Raw genomic sequence first — 14,676 nt, 5'->3', positions numbered from 1 at the left:
CCTACGCCTGCTCCTGATGAAGGAAACAGCGAGATTTGTGGCTGTCGCCGACAAGCTCGGGAGCATTAGTCCAGCACTTGTCCATCACATAGTCACAGCGTGGCGCAAACAGACATCCCTGCTTGATTGATCCCGGCTTTGGCACGCTGCCTTTTATGGTATACAGCTTTTCTTTCTTCGAATAGAGATCCGGGATAGACCGGATCAGCCCTTCGGTGTAAGGATGACTGGGATGGTTAAAAATATCCCGTACATCCCCCTCTTCGACAACTTTGCCCGCGTACATGACGACGACGCGCTTGCACACCTGCGCGACGACACCCAGATCATGGGTAATCAGAATAATTGCGGTATGCGTCTCGCGGTTGAGCTTCGCCATCAGATCCAGAATCTGAGCCTGAATGGTAACATCAAGCGCCGTGGTCGGTTCGTCGGCGATCAGTACCTTCGGATCGCAGGACATAGCGATCGCGATCATGACACGCTGGCGCATGCCTCCTGAAAGTTCATGAGGATATTCCTTCAGCAGCTCCCGCGCGCGCGGAAGGCCGACCATTTTCAGCAATTCTTCGGCGCGTGACTCAAGTTCCTTTTTGGGCAGATGATTATGTAAACGAATGGCTTCTGTCAACTGTTCACCAATAGTAAAGACCGGATTAAGCGACGTCATAGGCTCCTGAAAAATCATCGCAATATCATTGCCGCGCAGCTTCCGCATCCGGGATTCCTTCGCATGGCTGATATCTTCACCTTTATAAAGAATCTGGCCACCCACAATTTTTCCCGGAGGCGAGGGCAGCAACCCCATGATCGACAGTGAAGTGACACTTTTCCCGCAGCCGGATTCCCCGACTATTCCGAGAATTTCTCCTTCATTGACAGAAAAGTTAATTCCATCAACCGCCGGTACCTCTCCGTCATCTGTGAAAAAAGAGGTTTTCAATCCTTTTACTTCCAAAATTGTTTCGCTCAAAAGGTTCACCTCCCCTACATGTCACATATTATAACATTTTACAACAGACAAAAGGTTACAGTTTAATACTGACGGTGTCAATAAAAAATTCCAACTGTTCCGATTGTAAATTAATGGCATTGAATGTCTGAAAATAAAATAATAAAGCGCCCTGTCCGTTTTTACGGGCAGAGCGCCTTATTTCATGTCAGGTGATTACTGTTTATTCTGCTGAGATTTCTGGTTCTGCTGACGGACTTCCTGAGCGTTGGTTTCGCTGCCGAATTCGCCGCTGTACTGTCCATTCTGAGACTGGGCATTTTGCTTTTTAACTTGTTCCACATCTGTGCCCACATTTTTCTTAGCCATCGAGTATCACCTCCACGACCTTTAACTTTGCCAACTTCAACAAATATTATGTGTCATTCCGCCGATTTTTTTTCAGCCAGTCAATGACTTTCTGGTGAGATACAGGAAACGGCCGCTTTTCAAGCTCTGATACGGGCAGCCACTCCTGCCTCTCTCCCGGAATTATCGGATCGCAGATCACTCCTGAATACAGGGACAGGTTCCAGACTAAGTGTGAGAATCTGTGTGTGTGTGTAAAGGATTCTTTTGTCAAATGAACGGATTGTCCGATTTTTTCACCTGCAAGTTTCTGAACAGCAGCTTTCCCGCCTTCTGACTCGCCGATCATCGGAAATTGCCATAATCCCGCAAGAAGGCCGGAATCCGGACGCTGCTCGATCAAAATCTTGCCCTCGGAATCGCTGATCAGCAGAACGGCATAATCAGCAGTTTTGGGTTTCGCTTTTCCACTTTTGACTGGATACTCCGTCTGAACACCTTCGTCATACGCCCTGCAATGATTCCGGACAGGGCACTCCGGACATTCGGGATTTTTCGGATGGCAGATCATCGCTCCAAGGTCCATCAGACTTTGATTGAAAGCTCGCGGATCCGCTTCTGCGATCAGTTCCTGCACCACATTTTCAAACTCTTTCTTTGCCTTAGCCTTGGCAATATCGTCATCAATCAGAAAAATACGTGACATGACGCGCATGACATTTCCGTCGACGGCCGGCTCCGGTTCGCTGAAAGCGATGCTGAGCAACGCGCCCGCCGTATACGGACCGATGCCATGGATGGAAAGCAGCTTGTCTTTGTCATCAGGGACCTGCCCGTTGTATTTTTCAGCGACTTCCCGGACACCCTTCTGCAGATTTCGCGCGCGCGAATAATAGCCCAGCCCTTCCCAGCTTTTCAGTACGCTTTCTTCCTGCGCTTCTGCCAGCGCATGGAGCGTTGGAAACCGGCTGATAAACCGATTGTAGTAGGGGATTACCGTATTAACCTGAGTCTGCTGCAGCATAATCTCCGATACCCAGATGTAGTACGGATTATTTGTTTCACGCCAGGGCAGACTGCGTCCTTTTTCGTGAAACCATTTCAGCAAATCATGATTAAATTGCCGGATTTGTCGGGGGGTCATCTCTTTCACTCCTGCCATCGTAATCCTTCACGTCAAAAAAACATATAAATGGGATGAACCATCCGAAAAACTTCTGTAACCTTTTTCGATACATTTTCCATATATAACCCTTCCATTATGCCTCAAATTATGCAAAAATGAAAAAGTATACGGATGATCTTTTCCTTTTTGAGATTATAAGGAGGATTTTCACAAAGTATGGATACAGCCACTCACATAGTAATGGGTTTTGGCCTCGCGGGTCTGGCAACACTGGATCCGGTAATCGCCGGAGATCCGGCAACGTATCACGCGGTTATGCTCGGCGCGGTCGCCGGTTCTGTCATTCCCGACATTGACACCGTCCTGAAACTGAAAAATAACGCGGCTTACATCCGCAACCATCGGGGAATCACGCATTCCCTTCCGGCGACGATGCTCTGGCCGTTTGTCATATCTGCTCTCCTGATCGCGCTTTCCCCGGGAGTAAATGCGGGTCATCTCGTGCTCTGGACATTGCTGGCCGTTTCGCTACATGTTTTTGTAGACATCTTCAATGCCTACGGAACTCAGGCAATCCGCCCTATCTCAGGCAAATGGGTTGCTCTGGGCACAATCAATATTTTCGACCCGTTCATTTTCAGCCTTCATATAATGGGGTTCATGATCTGGCAATATGCCGGCTATCCGGGTGTCACATTCGCCACCATTTATGTAATCCTTGCGATCTATTATGTGCTCCGGGGTGTCCAGCACCATCGGATGATCCGATACGTCATGAATCAGCTGCCCGATTTGACCAAAGTCTATCTGTCGCCGACGATGCGCTGGTCACATTATCATGTGGCTGCTGAGAGTCCCGACCGCTTTTATGTTGGTAAGCTCGACGGGAAAAAGATGACGCTGATCGACGCATTTGACCGTAAGCCGATCAATTTTGAGAATGAAAGAATTCGTCTGGCAAGCCGGGATAAAAATGTTCGCGCGTTTCTGTCATTCTCGCCGATCTATCGCTGGAGCACTTACGAACGGAACGGCCATCTTGTCATTCAGTTTACGGACCTCCGCTACTTCTCAAAGGGTATGTACCCATTTACAGCGACCGTCTGGCTGAGTCAAGATATGGAAATTGAGAGCTCATTTACAGGCTGGGTATTCAGTGAAAAGAAACTCAGGGAGAAGCTTGTGCTTGCCCAGTCTAAATAAATCAGGAATAGAAGAAGCATGCCGCATAAACGACATGCTTTTTTTGCGCTTAAAAACCGGGATTTGTTTTTCCAGCCGTTTCACTCGACCGAATCGGATATACGGCCTGAAGACCACTTCTTCTTTTTAAGCAGGGAAATCGGAAAAGCGCGCAGTTCCTCGCCGCCCTCCAACGTTCCCCAGGCAAAGGTACCTTTCATATGATGAATTCTGAACGCACGATCCCGGATGAAGTAGGTCTGTCCCGCCTTGAAACTTTCCGGGTCCATAAGATAGGCTTTTGCCATATCTATTTTTCGCTCGTATACAGCGAGTTCGCTGACCATGCCGAGTTGTTCCGCCTTCCGTGCCTGATCCGTAAACTCTCCGATTTTCTGAGTCAGTTCAAATGGAGTCATTTCGCTGAACCTTCGTTCCATTTATCTGTCCCCTTCCCTGCCTAAATTTACTTCAATTATGGATTTGTTAAATTTGTCTGTGGTTTTTCGCTCCAGGCGTTCCTTTCCGCGGGCGCTCCCGCTCGGTGCCCTCGCTGCAAGGCCAGAAGGCTCGCTGATCCCGCAGGAGTCTCATGCCTTCCGCTCCAATCAACGGAGGTGCAAAAAAACATTGAATTTAAACTTAGCCATAATTATAGATTTCCGCCGGTCCGCTCTTCAATAAAAGCTACAATTTCTTCGGACGGGAAACCCTTTCGGTAAAGATATGCCCTGACTTTCTGTGTGAACTCCGCGCCGGTCAATTTTTTGAATTTCTGCATCGCTTTATCGCCTTGATACGCGAGCGCGCTCTTTTCATTATCCTCAAGAAATTCCTTCAATTCGCCGATGACCTGGTCGGAGATTTTCCGTGAATAGCCTCTTTGCATTAAGAGACGCGAGAGCACCTGTTTGGCTTCCATGGAAGACTTTTTGTTTTTGACTGACGCCAACTGCTTAGTGAGATATTTTCTGGCATGATCCATCTGCTCCTCTTCCGGAAACATAGTGTCCGATTCAGCAGCAATTTCCTGATCTACTCCCGCCTGCAGCAGTTCGCGATAAATCATCTGAGGACCCTTTGTCGAAAGCTGAATCCTCGTTCGTATAAAAGATTCAGCAAACGCCTGATCGTCCAGCAATTTCTCATCTTTCAGTCGCTGAAGCGCGTCAGCGATCTGTCCCACGCTGAATTCCTTTTTTTCAAGATATTGCCGCATTTCCTGGTTGCTTCGCATACGGTATGAAAGGTAGCGCAAACCGGCGTGGTAAGCGCGAATGCCCTCCGCTTCCCGGCGCAGGCCGTCCAGCCGGCTTTCCGACAGAGGAAGCCCTTTTCTCAATTCGTCTTGTACCAGAACATCCTCGTGGACATTCAATGTCATTGTCTGCCCGTCATCGCGTGCAACTTCTATGTTATAAAAACCTTTCTCTTTTTCATCCGTCCTGATCTGGATGATCACAGGCATTCTTTTCATCCTCTCGTCAATCATCTGTATTATTTCCCGATGAGGGACTACCTGGGAACACTGTTTAATGACAGCCCCGATGACTTTATTGTTATATATTATACCTTAATTATCGCACAGTCATCGAATTATTTAATTTACTATTCTGAATATACGAGGTCAGCAGATTTTGAATTGTCAATAACTCTGTGGATAAGTGGATAACTGATACAAAGCCACGCCAATTGTAAAGAAAGCGTAAAGTCGAATTGTGATTAATTTTGTAGATAATTATTCGATCTGATGTGGATTGTGTGGATAACATCATTGAAATCCACTAAAAACAACTATAATAATTGTCAAGCCTGTGGATAGATCTGTGGATTGTGTTCATAACTTTGCATGACAAAAAAAGACATTTTTTTGCTGGGCCTTATTAAACGTGTCTTTTGTTTTTCGCTCCAATCAGGAGGGGCAAAATCAACATTGAATTTCAACATAACCAACAAAAAGCCTTCTGACAGATTGTTATTTTCCATCAGAAGGGATAAGAAATCAGTGGGTATGGCCAGGCAGTGATTTCTCCGCCATCAGTTCGTCAAGGCTATGGAAAGAATAGCCCTGTTTTTTAAGGTCATGAATAACCCGGGGAAGTGCTTCGGAGTTGTCACTTGAAACCGTATGAAGCAGCACAATGGCCCCCGGATGGATCCGGTTCATAATATGCTGATACGCGTAGTCGGCTCCATGTTGCTCGTCACGTACCCAGTCTTTATAGGCCGCCGACCAGAATACACTGACATAACCGGCTTCATCGGCCAGCCTGAGTGAACGCTCGCTGAACGTTCCCCGCGGAGGGCGCAGGTAAATCATTTTTTCCTTGCCAGTCAACTTTGTGTAGGCCTGTTTCAGTTTCAACAGTTCCTGCTCATACTTTTCATCACTGACCTTTGAGAGATCCGGATGCCCCCAGGAATGATTGCCGATGATATGGCCCTCTTCGACCATCCTTTTCACGAGCGCCGGCTGGTCGGTAATATAGTGGCCCGTCACAAAAAATGTCGCCGGCACTTTTTCCTTTTTCAGCGTATCAAGAATTTTCGGCGTATAGCCGGCCTCATAACCGTTATCAAATGTCAGATAGATATTCTTTTTTGTCGTATTCCCGATATAAATACCGTCATATTTCTTAAGCAGAGCTTCGTATTCCGGTTCCGTTGTCGCCGGCTGATTATTTTTTGCCGGTTTAAAATACCAGTCTGCCGCCGATCCCGGCCCCGGGCTCCAGACAAATCCGATCACCGCAATAAGTAAAGCCAGAACTATTTTTCTCAAGTCCGATCACCCCTCAGATGTTAGAGTGACCTGTTCGTTTTTATTTTATGTGTTCATCGCACGTCAGATTTTCCTTCCAGTCATCGCGGAAACGGCGGATCCGGATCTCAAATTCATTCATCATCTCGAGCAGTTTGTCCAGATCCTCCGCCTGCGCCGTCTCGCCGTCCAGCGCTTGGACCATGTACGCGATCAGCCGGATCCTGTCCTTCAGATAGACAACCTGATCTTTTTTCGAATGCACGGCTCTCCCCATTGTCCCCATCCCCTAACACTACTGTTTTACTTTTAACTGTAGCACAGAAAGGATTTATTTTTCATTGGCTATGTTTAAATTCAATGTTGTTTTTGCCCCTCCGTTGATCGGAGCGGAAGGCGCGAGACTCCTGCGGGATCAGCGAGCCAAGTGAGACCCCACAGCGAGGGCACCGAGCGAGGAGGGGAACGTTATTGTGCGAGGTAGCGCAGCGACACGTGATCCTGAATCGGCATCCATGCGCCAATACCCTGCTGCATGACGTTCTTCACATCTAGGCTTGCTTTGCCGCCCTTCAGCACCAGATAAACCTCGCCATAAGTAATTTTCCCTTTTTCATTGACTGCGGGTACATACCCGTAGAGATGGCCGATCTGTTTGGCCTGAACCTGATAGGGTCGGTCAATCTTTGTACCACTTCCGATAATTGTTGAAAAAGAGATGGGCAGATGTACCTTTTGCATCGCCTTTGCCATAATCAACTGGTTTACTTCATCTTTTTTTGGAACATTCGCCGTCAGTCCGCCGGTAATCCGCGTCTCTATCTTTTGAATATAGAGCAACTTTTGTCCTTCTTTGCTGCCCCGGGCGTCCACAGCATTATCATTGATTTTTTTATATTCCCAGTTCACGGAAGTTTCATTGGACACGTAATTCAGCGGCCATTCCCCCAGATAAATTTTAGCCGAATAACCGATCGACCATTTTGAGGGGCGGATCGATGACTCATTCAGGAGTTTGATCAGCGTCGGATTTTCAATCGGAACATTTGCTGTCTTCAGAAGTGATTGCGTGGGACCACCGGGCACCAGTTCCGAAGTGTCATGAGATGGATTCGGATAAGTATTCTCCTTGGAAATATCAATCACATGATCGGGAAGCTTATTCGTCAGTACGTTTTTAGCGTGGGCGGCCTGCGTAAAACAGAGTGCGATGACCAAGAAGAAGAGGAAGAAAGGGATGTTTTTCATGTCGGATCGCTCCTTTTTCCCTTATTCTCTTCACTGGAGAGAAAATTTATCCAAAAGGCTTTGTTAAAACTTGTCTATTCTTTTCCGTTCCAATCAATAGAGCAGCAAAAGCAACATTGATTTTTAACGGAGCCATTAAGAAAAACCGGGCAAAAATCGCCCAGTCCTAAAAACCCGTGATACGCATTGTTTTGCCTTCTTCCGGCGACGCTTCGGCTGCTCGCTTGCCGCGGGCGATCCGTGAGCCTCCTCGCTCGGTTCCCTCACTGTGGGGTCTCACTTGGCTCGCTGTCCCGCAGGCGTCTCGCACCTCCGCGTCTGAGTCCGAATGTATATTCGGCAGATTGAATCCATCGATCATTTTATACTTTCTTGTCCTTCAAAAAAAGAACGCCGGCACGTCATGTGCCGGCGAAATTCATTGTAAAAGCTTCAGTCAAAAAGATGCAGCTCTCCGATCCGCCAGGCGGCTTCGGCCAAGCGTTCGGGCTCGGTCAATAGTCCGACGCGGATATACTGCCCGCCCTGGGATCCGAACCCAATGCCCGGTGCGAGAACAACGTGCGCCTTGTCCAAGACATATTCAAAAAATGATTCGGAATTAAAGCCCTCCGGAACCGGCAGCCAGCCGAAGAAAGATCCCTCTGAAGGCGCCGCGTTCCAGCCTATTTTATGAGCAGCATCAAAGAACGCATTCCGCCTCGTCTCATAGCGCTGGACCAATTCACGGACGCAGTCCTGCGGCCCGAGCAACGCCTGGGCGCTCGCTTCCTGAATCCCGCCGAACAGGCTGACATAATAATGATCCTGAATCAGTTCAATGGCCTCGATCACGCTCGGATTGCCAAGGGCGAAACCAACGCGCCACCCAGCCATGTTATAAGTCTTCGAAAGAGTGTACATTTCAATGCCGACATCTTTCGCGCCTGGAGTCTGCAGAAAGCTGCGTGGCTTTATTCCGTCAAAGCCGAGCGCGCCATACGCAAAATCATGAACAACACAAATATTATGTTTTTCAGCAGTGGCTACCGTCTCCTCAAAGAAATCCGCGGGCGCCGTAACCGCGGTCGGATTGTTCGGATAGTTGAGAAACATCAGTTTCGCCTGCTCCAGCACATTTTCCGGAATCGACACGTAATCAGGGAGAAAAGCATTCTCTCTAAGAAGCGGCATTTTTTCAATCTTCAGATTGGCCAGTGCGAATCCGGACAGATAATCCGGATAGCCCGGATCAGGCATCAGCACCGTGTCTCCGCTGTTCAGCAGGCATTCGCCGATTTCAACCAGCCCTGTTTTAGAACCAAACAAAATGGCAACTTCCGTTTTCGGATCAAGATCGACATTGTATTCACGCTTATAGAAAGTCGCGATCGCTTCTTTTAGAAAGTCGTAACCCCGAAACGGAGAATATTTATGGTACAGCGGATTCTCTGCGGCTTTCTGCAGCGCGCGCACGATGTGTTCCGGTGTCGGCTGATCCGGGTTGCCCTGCCCCAGATTGATGACATCGTAGCCCTTGGCAATGGCGGCATTCGTTTTCACCACGAGATCGGCAAAAAATTGTTTAGGAAGCCGATTCAGGGCATTTGATTTTGAATAGTTAACCATGAAAATCACACCTCACTGAGCATTTTAGATCATTTTCAATCACGCTTGATTACGGATATAATAAATAGAAGAGTTAATGTCATTGTCGAAGAAAAAAAGGAATTTGTAAAGCCTGATCCATATGCCTTTTTTGTTATTGGAGGAACTAAGATGAAAATTGCACTCATACAGCTGGACGTCGCTTTCGGAGATCCAGAGAAAAATGTTCATCAGTCGAAAAAAATGATCGACAGTGTGTTAAAGGAAAACATTGACACAATCCTACTTCCGGAGCTGTGGACCACAGGTTATGATCTGGAACATCTTCAGGAAACAACGGACAATAACGGAGAAAACATAAAAAGAATAGCCGGGGGATGGGCGAAAGAAAATCAGGTGAACATCATCGCTGGCTCGATTGCCCGTAAAACGGAACAGGGCATATTCAATACGTTCATCGCTTTCGACCGAGCAGGCAATTGTATTAAAGAATACAGCAAAGTCCACCTTTTTCGTTTAATGAATGAAGAAAAATATCTGACCGCGGGGGATCAGGACGGCCTTTTTTCTCTTGACGGTGTTCAGGCGGCCGGCTTTATCTGCTACGACATCCGCTTCCCTGAATGGATACGGAAACACGTCCTTTCAGGCGCCAGGCTTCTCTTTATTCCTGCCGAGTGGCCAAAACCGCGGCTGGATCACTGGCGCACTTTGCTTACCTGCCGGGCGATTGAAAATCAATCCTATGTCATCGCCTGCAACCGCGCAGGCAGCGATCCGGATAATGAATTTGCCGGACACTCGATGGTGATCAGTCCCTGGGGGGAGATTCTTGCCGAGGCTGGCGAAGAAGAATCTGTGATCACGGCGGACATTGATCTTTCTGCCATCGACACAATCCGGTCCCGCATTCCTGTTTTTGAAGACCGCAGGCCCGAACTGTATTGAATGAGCTTCTGTCAGCCCCTCATTAACCGCCCAACTCACTTGTGAAAGGAAATTCGAATGACTTCCCGTTTTTATGATTCGTTTCGTTTATCATTATTAATTGGTTCTGTGTTTATCTGCGGCACGGCTGAAGGCATGCTGCTTCCGTTAATTGCCTCTCTGCTGGAAAAGGAGGGCGTGCCCGTCATCATCAACGGCGCGGGAACGACCGCGCTTTATCTCGGGATGCTGCTGACCCTTCCTTTTATGGAAAAACCCATGCAGAAATTAGGCTACAAAACCTTCCTATTCACGGGGCTGATGATGATCACAGTGTCGCTTTGCCTTTTCCCGCTCTGGTTTAATTTAGGTTTCTGGTTCCTTTTGCGACTGGTGGTCGGCATTGGTGACAGCATGCTCCACTTTGCCGCACAAACTTGGATCACAATTGGAAGCCCTTATAAAAAAAGGGGAAGAAATATTGCGATCTATGGATTGTCCTTTGGCCTCGGGTTTGCCGCAGGCCCGCTGCTCGTCCGTCTGCTTGTTTTCGGTACAGCTGTTCCCTTTATAACGGGCGCATTGCTCTGTCTCATCTTTCTGTTCCCTCTGCTGCTGCTGAAAAATGAATATCCGGAAAAAAACGTTCAGCAGGAGATTAGCCTTGTCAATGGTTTTGTGAGATACGGGCGGGCGACCGCCGCCGTATGGTCCGGGCTTGTCGCGACCTTCGGATATGGCTTTATGGAAGCCTCTCTCAATAACAGTTTTCCGGTTTTCGCTTTGAGAAGTGGTTTTGGTCTGGATGATATTTCTTCGCTTCTTCCAGTATTTATCGCCGGAGGGCTTCTGACACAGCTTCCGATCGGCATGATCGGTGACCGAATCGGCTGGAAAATTCTTCTTCCACTACTTTCACTATCCGGTGCCGCGGCCTTCGCTTTCTCAGGAGTCATGTCCGGGAGCTATTATGGGCTTTTCATCACATTTATGGCCGCAGGCATGCTGATCGGTTCGCTGTACTCACTCAGCATGAGCTATGTCAGTGCCATTCTGGACCGCCCGCTGATCCCACTCGGCAATATCCTGATGAGTATTTGTTACAGTATCGGAGCCATGGCCGGCCCGGTTGTCAGCAACTCACTGATCGTGCCTGTCCCCAAGGGCGGCCTGTTCTATAGTATCTCCGCAATGTTACTTATTGTCTCGGCCAGTTCGGTCATCCATCAAAAGATCCGCACGAGGAAAAACAGGTTGTCTGTAAAACAGAACTTAGGAAGCGCGCAGTAATTTTTTTAAATCACTGGCTCCACTTAAAGTGACTGATTCCCCTCAAAAGTGACGGATTAAAGTAAAGATTAACGCTCGCCAATGCGCCGCATAAACTGTAAGGGCATCCCCTTCAGGGAGGTCCATTTGGGAGGAATGATCTTTGAAAAAAAATCTGATCCTGCCCGACCTGTCAATGGCGACCCATTGGATGAACAGGCAGGTAACCCGGGAAAGTCTGCTTGGTAAACCAACACTGATTTATTTCTGGTCGGTCAGCTGCTTCAAATGCAAGCATTCGCTGCCGGTTGTTCAGTCAATCCGCGATGGGTATTCCGGTATCATGAATATCATTGCGATTCATATGCCGCTGTCTGAAAATGATCTTGATGTTAATGAAGTGGCCCGGGTCTGCGCCGAATACGTGATCAGCGAACCGGTCCTGATTGACAACGGACATCGACTGGCGGATGCTTTTGGCAATCGTTTTGTTCCCGCTTATTATCTGTTCGACAGCCGCGGGCAACTGTCTGAATACCATCTCGGTGAGCGCGGTGTGATGCGAATCCGGGATGCCGCAGACCGTTTGCTGTCATTATCATGAAAGAAAAATCATCACTTTGTATCTGAAAAAGCGGCCGACGCTGTAAAGAAAACGGCCGATGATTGTTCCTGCTGCGTTGAGCAGCAGATCATCGATATCAAAAATCCGCGCGGCAAATAAATACTGCACCGTTTCAATCATCAGGCTGAAAAGAATGCCGCATCCAATAGTCAAAAGAAAAAATCTCATTCGAAGCGATACAAGGGGAAGCAAAAAACCCAGAGGAATGAACAGCGCAATATTTCCCAGCACATTTTTCAAAATCAGCAGAGAATCCCGGCTTCTCAGCATCAGCCGAACACTGCTGAAAATTTCCAGGTTGACTGACTTTCCATACGTATAATAGTTATGTGTGAAGAGCGTGAGAATGAGCAGCACCGTTAAGTAACAGGCGAGTAATACAATAAAGAGTGCCCGCTTTCCCGATATCCCTTGATTCAACTGGCATGCCCCCTACCGCTATAAATATGAGGCAAGTCCGTTTTCAATGACCGACTTGTTCCTTTACCTTAAAAATATCCGATTCAAAAAATCAACTTTCAGATCAAAAATTTATTTCTCCTGCCCGCATCGAGATGATAACAAACTGCATTGATCTCTCCGCCGAGAATCACGGTAAAGGCTGTCAGATAAAACCATACCATTAATATAATGATCCCGCCGAGTGTGCCGTAAGTTGATGAATAGTGCCCGAAATAGCGGACATAAAATGAAAAGGCGTAAGATGCCAGCTGCCAGCCGAGGCCGGCGGTCACGGCGCCGATTATGACATCTCTCAATTTCAGCAGCATATTCGGACCCAGCATATATAGAAAAGCGAAGATGATAATAATCACAGCAAATGTGACAAGGGTACTGACGATCGACCACAGATCGGAAAATGTATCCGGAAAACCAAGCCGATGAAACAGTCCTTCGGCCCACGCCGCCGAAGCCACATTGATAGCCAGGGTCATTGCAATCGCGAAGATCATGGCCACAGTCAAACATATTGCCAGAACCTGTGTCAGGATAAAGTGACGGGTTTCTTTGACATGATAAGCCTGATTCAGAGCGCGGATCAAAGCATTTACAGCACCTGACGCCGGCCAGAGGGTGGCAATCACACCGATCGAAAGCAGGCCACCGCTTTTTGTAAATACGCCGCCAAGATTCTGACTGATCAGTGTCATGACTTCCCCTGGAAGGTACTGGCCAACGAACGGAATGACCTGTGCCTGTGTCAGCCCGAGATAAGGAAGGATGGCAAACAAAAAAATCACAAGTGGAAAAAGTGACAGCAGAAAATAATAAGCCAGTGTCGCCGCCAGATCCACTATGTGATCATTAACAATTCGTTTGCCGAGAAGCCTGATGAAGACTTCCGTCTCTCTGATTAACCTTCTTTTCCCCACATTTCTCATCCCCGAGCTTTTCCCTTTTCTCTATCTGGGATTGAATGATGAAGTGCCAACGTTTTTCTTCTTCCCGGATCCCGTTCTCACGCTTGACTTGTACCTATTTCCATCCGCCGTGTGATGCTTCGGCATCGTACCGGGATTCGGTACGGTTGTTTCATTTTCAAGACGCTGCAGCGCATCTTTTTCCGAGTCAATCAGAACAGGTTCTTCATAACGTGTGATATTCTGTCCCGCACGCCTGATTTTTCCGGCCATCTCGGCGATCTCATTTCCGGCTTCCATCACGTATTGGTAGGTATTTCCCGTGCTGAAACGGGCCTTTTCTGCGTGATCAATCATTTGCTGGAAATCTTCAGAGACTTCCCGTGCAAGCCCTTTGAGGCGTGTTCCGGTCACCGTCAGATACCGGCCGACCTGATCAGGATGCCTGTACACGGTCTGGATCAGCTTGCCGCCGCTCGCGGCCGCAGTTGACACGCGGTTTCCCCAAACCGCGCGTGTTTCACGGCTGAAAAGCGATAAGCCGCAGCCAACCAGGCCACCGATCAGCATAAATCTGCCCATCCGGCTGTTGCCATAAATGCTCATCAGACTTTGCCTCCTTGCAGTATCTATAATCCCTAATTGGATTATATCTGTAGTCTGCGCAGAGAACCCGGTTAATATTGTGGAAAAAGAAGCCTTAGAGTGAAATAAAAAATCGTCCCGGTTCTTATCGATGCACTAGAATTCTGAGCAGTTCATCGGTTCCTTTATCAATTAATTGGTAAACCGTATCAAACCTGCCGGTGTAATAAGGATCTGGTACATCCGATCCACCGCTGTCATTCAGGAGCTGCATAAAACGGCTGATTTTGTATCTAAACTGTTGATTATTACCTGCCAGCTGCAGTAGATCGCGCTCATTGTTCCGATCCATGGCGATGATCCGGTCAAACTGCACCAGGTCTTCAGGAACCACTGTCCGCGCGTGAATGCCGTTAAAAGAAATTCCGGCTTCTTTCAATATTTTCCGCGTTCCGAAATGAGGCAAATCCCCGGTGTGCCAGTCACCGGTTCCTGCAGAATCCACCTGAATCCGGTCTCCGGCACCAGCCTTCCTGACTTTATCACGAAGCACGGCTTCCGCCATTGGTGAACGGCAAATATTTCCCAGACAAACAAAAAGTACGCGAATCATTTTTTCTCATCCCTATTTTAACGCGAATTTTATCACTGCGAAAGCGATTACTTACATATTTCGTTCATTTCAAGCTTATGTCCCATCATAGC

The 14,676-nt window shown here is 47.9% G+C and carries 17 protein-coding genes; 4 read left to right on the top strand and 13 right to left on the bottom strand.

Features of this window, described 5'->3' with window-relative positions; genetic code table 11:
* Position 1: 1 nt before the first annotated feature.
* From E4665_RS15440 to mutY, 3 genes are all read right to left on the bottom strand, one after another.
* On the bottom strand, positions 2-973 hold the full coding sequence (locus E4665_RS15440; RefSeq protein ID WP_135349697.1) for an ABC transporter ATP-binding protein: 972 nt from the start codon (positions 971-973) through the stop codon (positions 2-4).
* Positions 974-1,168: 195 nt separating this feature from the next.
* Complete coding sequence (locus tag E4665_RS15435) at positions 1,169-1,321, bottom strand: gamma-type small acid-soluble spore protein (protein ID WP_135349696.1); 153 nt, start codon at positions 1,319-1,321, stop codon at positions 1,169-1,171.
* A 46-nt stretch (positions 1,322-1,367) separates the two neighbouring features.
* Positions 1,368-2,444, bottom strand: coding sequence for an A/G-specific adenine glycosylase (mutY, locus tag E4665_RS15430; protein WP_135349695.1), 1,077 nt, complete (start codon positions 2,442-2,444; stop codon positions 1,368-1,370).
* Between the two features lie 198 nt (positions 2,445-2,642).
* On the opposite strand from mutY, the gene E4665_RS15425 reads away from it, so the two are divergent.
* Entirely contained in the window at positions 2,643-3,629 is a 987-nt protein-coding gene (locus E4665_RS15425; protein ID WP_135349694.1) for a metal-dependent hydrolase, read from the top strand.
* Positions 3,630-3,709: 80 nt separating this feature from the next.
* Here E4665_RS15425 and E4665_RS15420 read toward each other — a convergent pair whose 3' ends face one another.
* From E4665_RS15420 to E4665_RS15395, 6 genes are all read right to left on the bottom strand, one after another.
* Entirely contained in the window at positions 3,710-4,048 is a 339-nt protein-coding gene (locus E4665_RS15420) for a YfhH family protein (RefSeq protein WP_135349693.1), read from the bottom strand.
* 212 nt (positions 4,049-4,260) lie between these two features.
* The gene (locus E4665_RS15415; protein WP_135349692.1) at positions 4,261-5,076 is read right to left on the bottom strand and encodes a RecX family transcriptional regulator; all 816 of its coding nucleotides are present in this window, start codon (positions 5,074-5,076) and stop codon (positions 4,261-4,263) included.
* Between the two features lie 534 nt (positions 5,077-5,610).
* Complete coding sequence (gene pdaA, locus E4665_RS15410) at positions 5,611-6,390, bottom strand: delta-lactam-biosynthetic de-N-acetylase (protein ID WP_135349691.1); 780 nt, start codon at positions 6,388-6,390, stop codon at positions 5,611-5,613.
* Positions 6,391-6,430: 40 nt separating this feature from the next.
* On the bottom strand, positions 6,431-6,646 hold the full coding sequence (locus E4665_RS15405) for an SE1561 family protein (protein WP_135349690.1): 216 nt from the start codon (positions 6,644-6,646) through the stop codon (positions 6,431-6,433).
* Positions 6,647-6,837: 191 nt separating this feature from the next.
* A complete protein-coding gene (locus E4665_RS15400; protein ID WP_135349689.1) occupies positions 6,838-7,617 on the bottom strand; it encodes a YfkD family protein in 780 nt (259 codons plus the stop codon).
* 432 nt (positions 7,618-8,049) lie between these two features.
* Positions 8,050-9,225: a pyridoxal phosphate-dependent aminotransferase gene (locus tag E4665_RS15395; protein ID WP_135349688.1), complete on the bottom strand. Its 1,176-nt coding sequence runs from the start codon at positions 9,223-9,225 to the stop codon at positions 8,050-8,052.
* A 150-nt stretch (positions 9,226-9,375) separates the two neighbouring features.
* On the opposite strand from E4665_RS15395, the gene E4665_RS15390 reads away from it, so the two are divergent.
* The 3 genes from E4665_RS15390 to E4665_RS15380 all read left to right on the top strand — a co-directional run bounded on the left by E4665_RS15390 (position 9,376) and on the right by E4665_RS15380 (position 12,004).
* Complete coding sequence (locus tag E4665_RS15390; RefSeq protein WP_135349687.1) at positions 9,376-10,152, top strand: carbon-nitrogen family hydrolase; 777 nt, start codon at positions 9,376-9,378, stop codon at positions 10,150-10,152.
* Positions 10,153-10,209: 57 nt separating this feature from the next.
* Entirely contained in the window at positions 10,210-11,421 is a 1,212-nt protein-coding gene (locus E4665_RS15385; RefSeq protein ID WP_135349686.1) for an MFS transporter, read from the top strand.
* Positions 11,422-11,563: 142 nt separating this feature from the next.
* Positions 11,564-12,004: a redoxin domain-containing protein gene (locus tag E4665_RS15380; protein WP_135349685.1), complete on the top strand. Its 441-nt coding sequence runs from the start codon at positions 11,564-11,566 to the stop codon at positions 12,002-12,004.
* Here the strand turns inward: E4665_RS15380 and E4665_RS15375 are convergent.
* The 4 genes from E4665_RS15375 to E4665_RS15360 all read right to left on the bottom strand — a co-directional run bounded on the left by E4665_RS15375 (position 11,999) and on the right by E4665_RS15360 (position 14,584).
* Positions 11,999-12,445, bottom strand: a complete 447-nt coding sequence (locus tag E4665_RS15375; RefSeq protein WP_135349684.1) for a VanZ family protein — start codon at positions 12,443-12,445, stop codon at positions 11,999-12,001. The genes E4665_RS15380 and E4665_RS15375 overlap by 6 nt on opposite strands.
* Positions 12,446-12,543: 98 nt before the next feature.
* Positions 12,544-13,407, bottom strand: a complete 864-nt coding sequence (locus E4665_RS15370) for a YihY/virulence factor BrkB family protein (protein ID WP_135349683.1) — start codon at positions 13,405-13,407, stop codon at positions 12,544-12,546.
* A gap of 21 nt (positions 13,408-13,428) precedes the next feature.
* Entirely contained in the window at positions 13,429-13,992 is a 564-nt protein-coding gene (locus E4665_RS15365; protein ID WP_241654906.1) for a hypothetical protein, read from the bottom strand.
* Between the two features lie 124 nt (positions 13,993-14,116).
* Positions 14,117-14,584: a low molecular weight protein-tyrosine-phosphatase gene (locus tag E4665_RS15360; protein WP_135349682.1), complete on the bottom strand. Its 468-nt coding sequence runs from the start codon at positions 14,582-14,584 to the stop codon at positions 14,117-14,119.
* Positions 14,585-14,676 lie beyond the last annotated feature (92 nt).

Source organism: Sporolactobacillus shoreae (genome assembly GCF_004684935.1).
Lineage (GTDB): Bacteria > Bacillota > Bacilli > Bacillales > Sporolactobacillaceae > Sporolactobacillus > Sporolactobacillus shoreae.
Note: the sequence above shows the minus strand (reverse complement) of the source record. Positions and strands in the feature narration are given on the sequence as shown.

Excerpts from the sequence above, each read along its gene's own strand:
- E4665_RS15435 (WP_135349696.1), bottom strand. The coding sequence starts at position 1,321 with ATGGCTAAGAAAAATGTGGGCACAGATGTGGAACAAGTTAAAAAGCAA.
- mutY (WP_135349695.1), bottom strand. The coding sequence starts at position 2,444 with ATGACCCCCCGACAAATCCGGCAATTTAATCATGATTTGCTGAAATGG.
- E4665_RS15425 (WP_135349694.1), top strand. The coding sequence starts at position 2,643 with ATGGATACAGCCACTCACATAGTAATGGGTTTTGGCCTCGCGGGTCTG.
- E4665_RS15420 (WP_135349693.1), bottom strand. The coding sequence starts at position 4,048 with ATGGAACGAAGGTTCAGCGAAATGACTCCATTTGAACTGACTCAGAAA.
- E4665_RS15415 (WP_135349692.1), bottom strand. The coding sequence starts at position 5,076 with ATGCCTGTGATCATCCAGATCAGGACGGATGAAAAAGAGAAAGGTTTT.
- E4665_RS15405 (WP_135349690.1), bottom strand. The coding sequence starts at position 6,646 with ATGGGGAGAGCCGTGCATTCGAAAAAAGATCAGGTTGTCTATCTGAAG.
- E4665_RS15400 (WP_135349689.1), bottom strand. The coding sequence starts at position 7,617 with ATGAAAAACATCCCTTTCTTCCTCTTCTTCTTGGTCATCGCACTCTGT.
- E4665_RS15395 (WP_135349688.1), bottom strand. The coding sequence starts at position 9,225 with ATGGTTAACTATTCAAAATCAAATGCCCTGAATCGGCTTCCTAAACAA.
- E4665_RS15390 (WP_135349687.1), top strand. The coding sequence starts at position 9,376 with ATGAAAATTGCACTCATACAGCTGGACGTCGCTTTCGGAGATCCAGAG.
- E4665_RS15385 (WP_135349686.1), top strand. The coding sequence starts at position 10,210 with ATGACTTCCCGTTTTTATGATTCGTTTCGTTTATCATTATTAATTGGT.
- E4665_RS15370 (WP_135349683.1), bottom strand. The coding sequence starts at position 13,407 with ATGAGAAATGTGGGGAAAAGAAGGTTAATCAGAGAGACGGAAGTCTTC.
- E4665_RS15365 (WP_241654906.1), bottom strand. The coding sequence starts at position 13,992 with ATGAGCATTTATGGCAACAGCCGGATGGGCAGATTTATGCTGATCGGT.
- E4665_RS15360 (WP_135349682.1), bottom strand. The coding sequence starts at position 14,584 with ATGATTCGCGTACTTTTTGTTTGTCTGGGAAATATTTGCCGTTCACCA.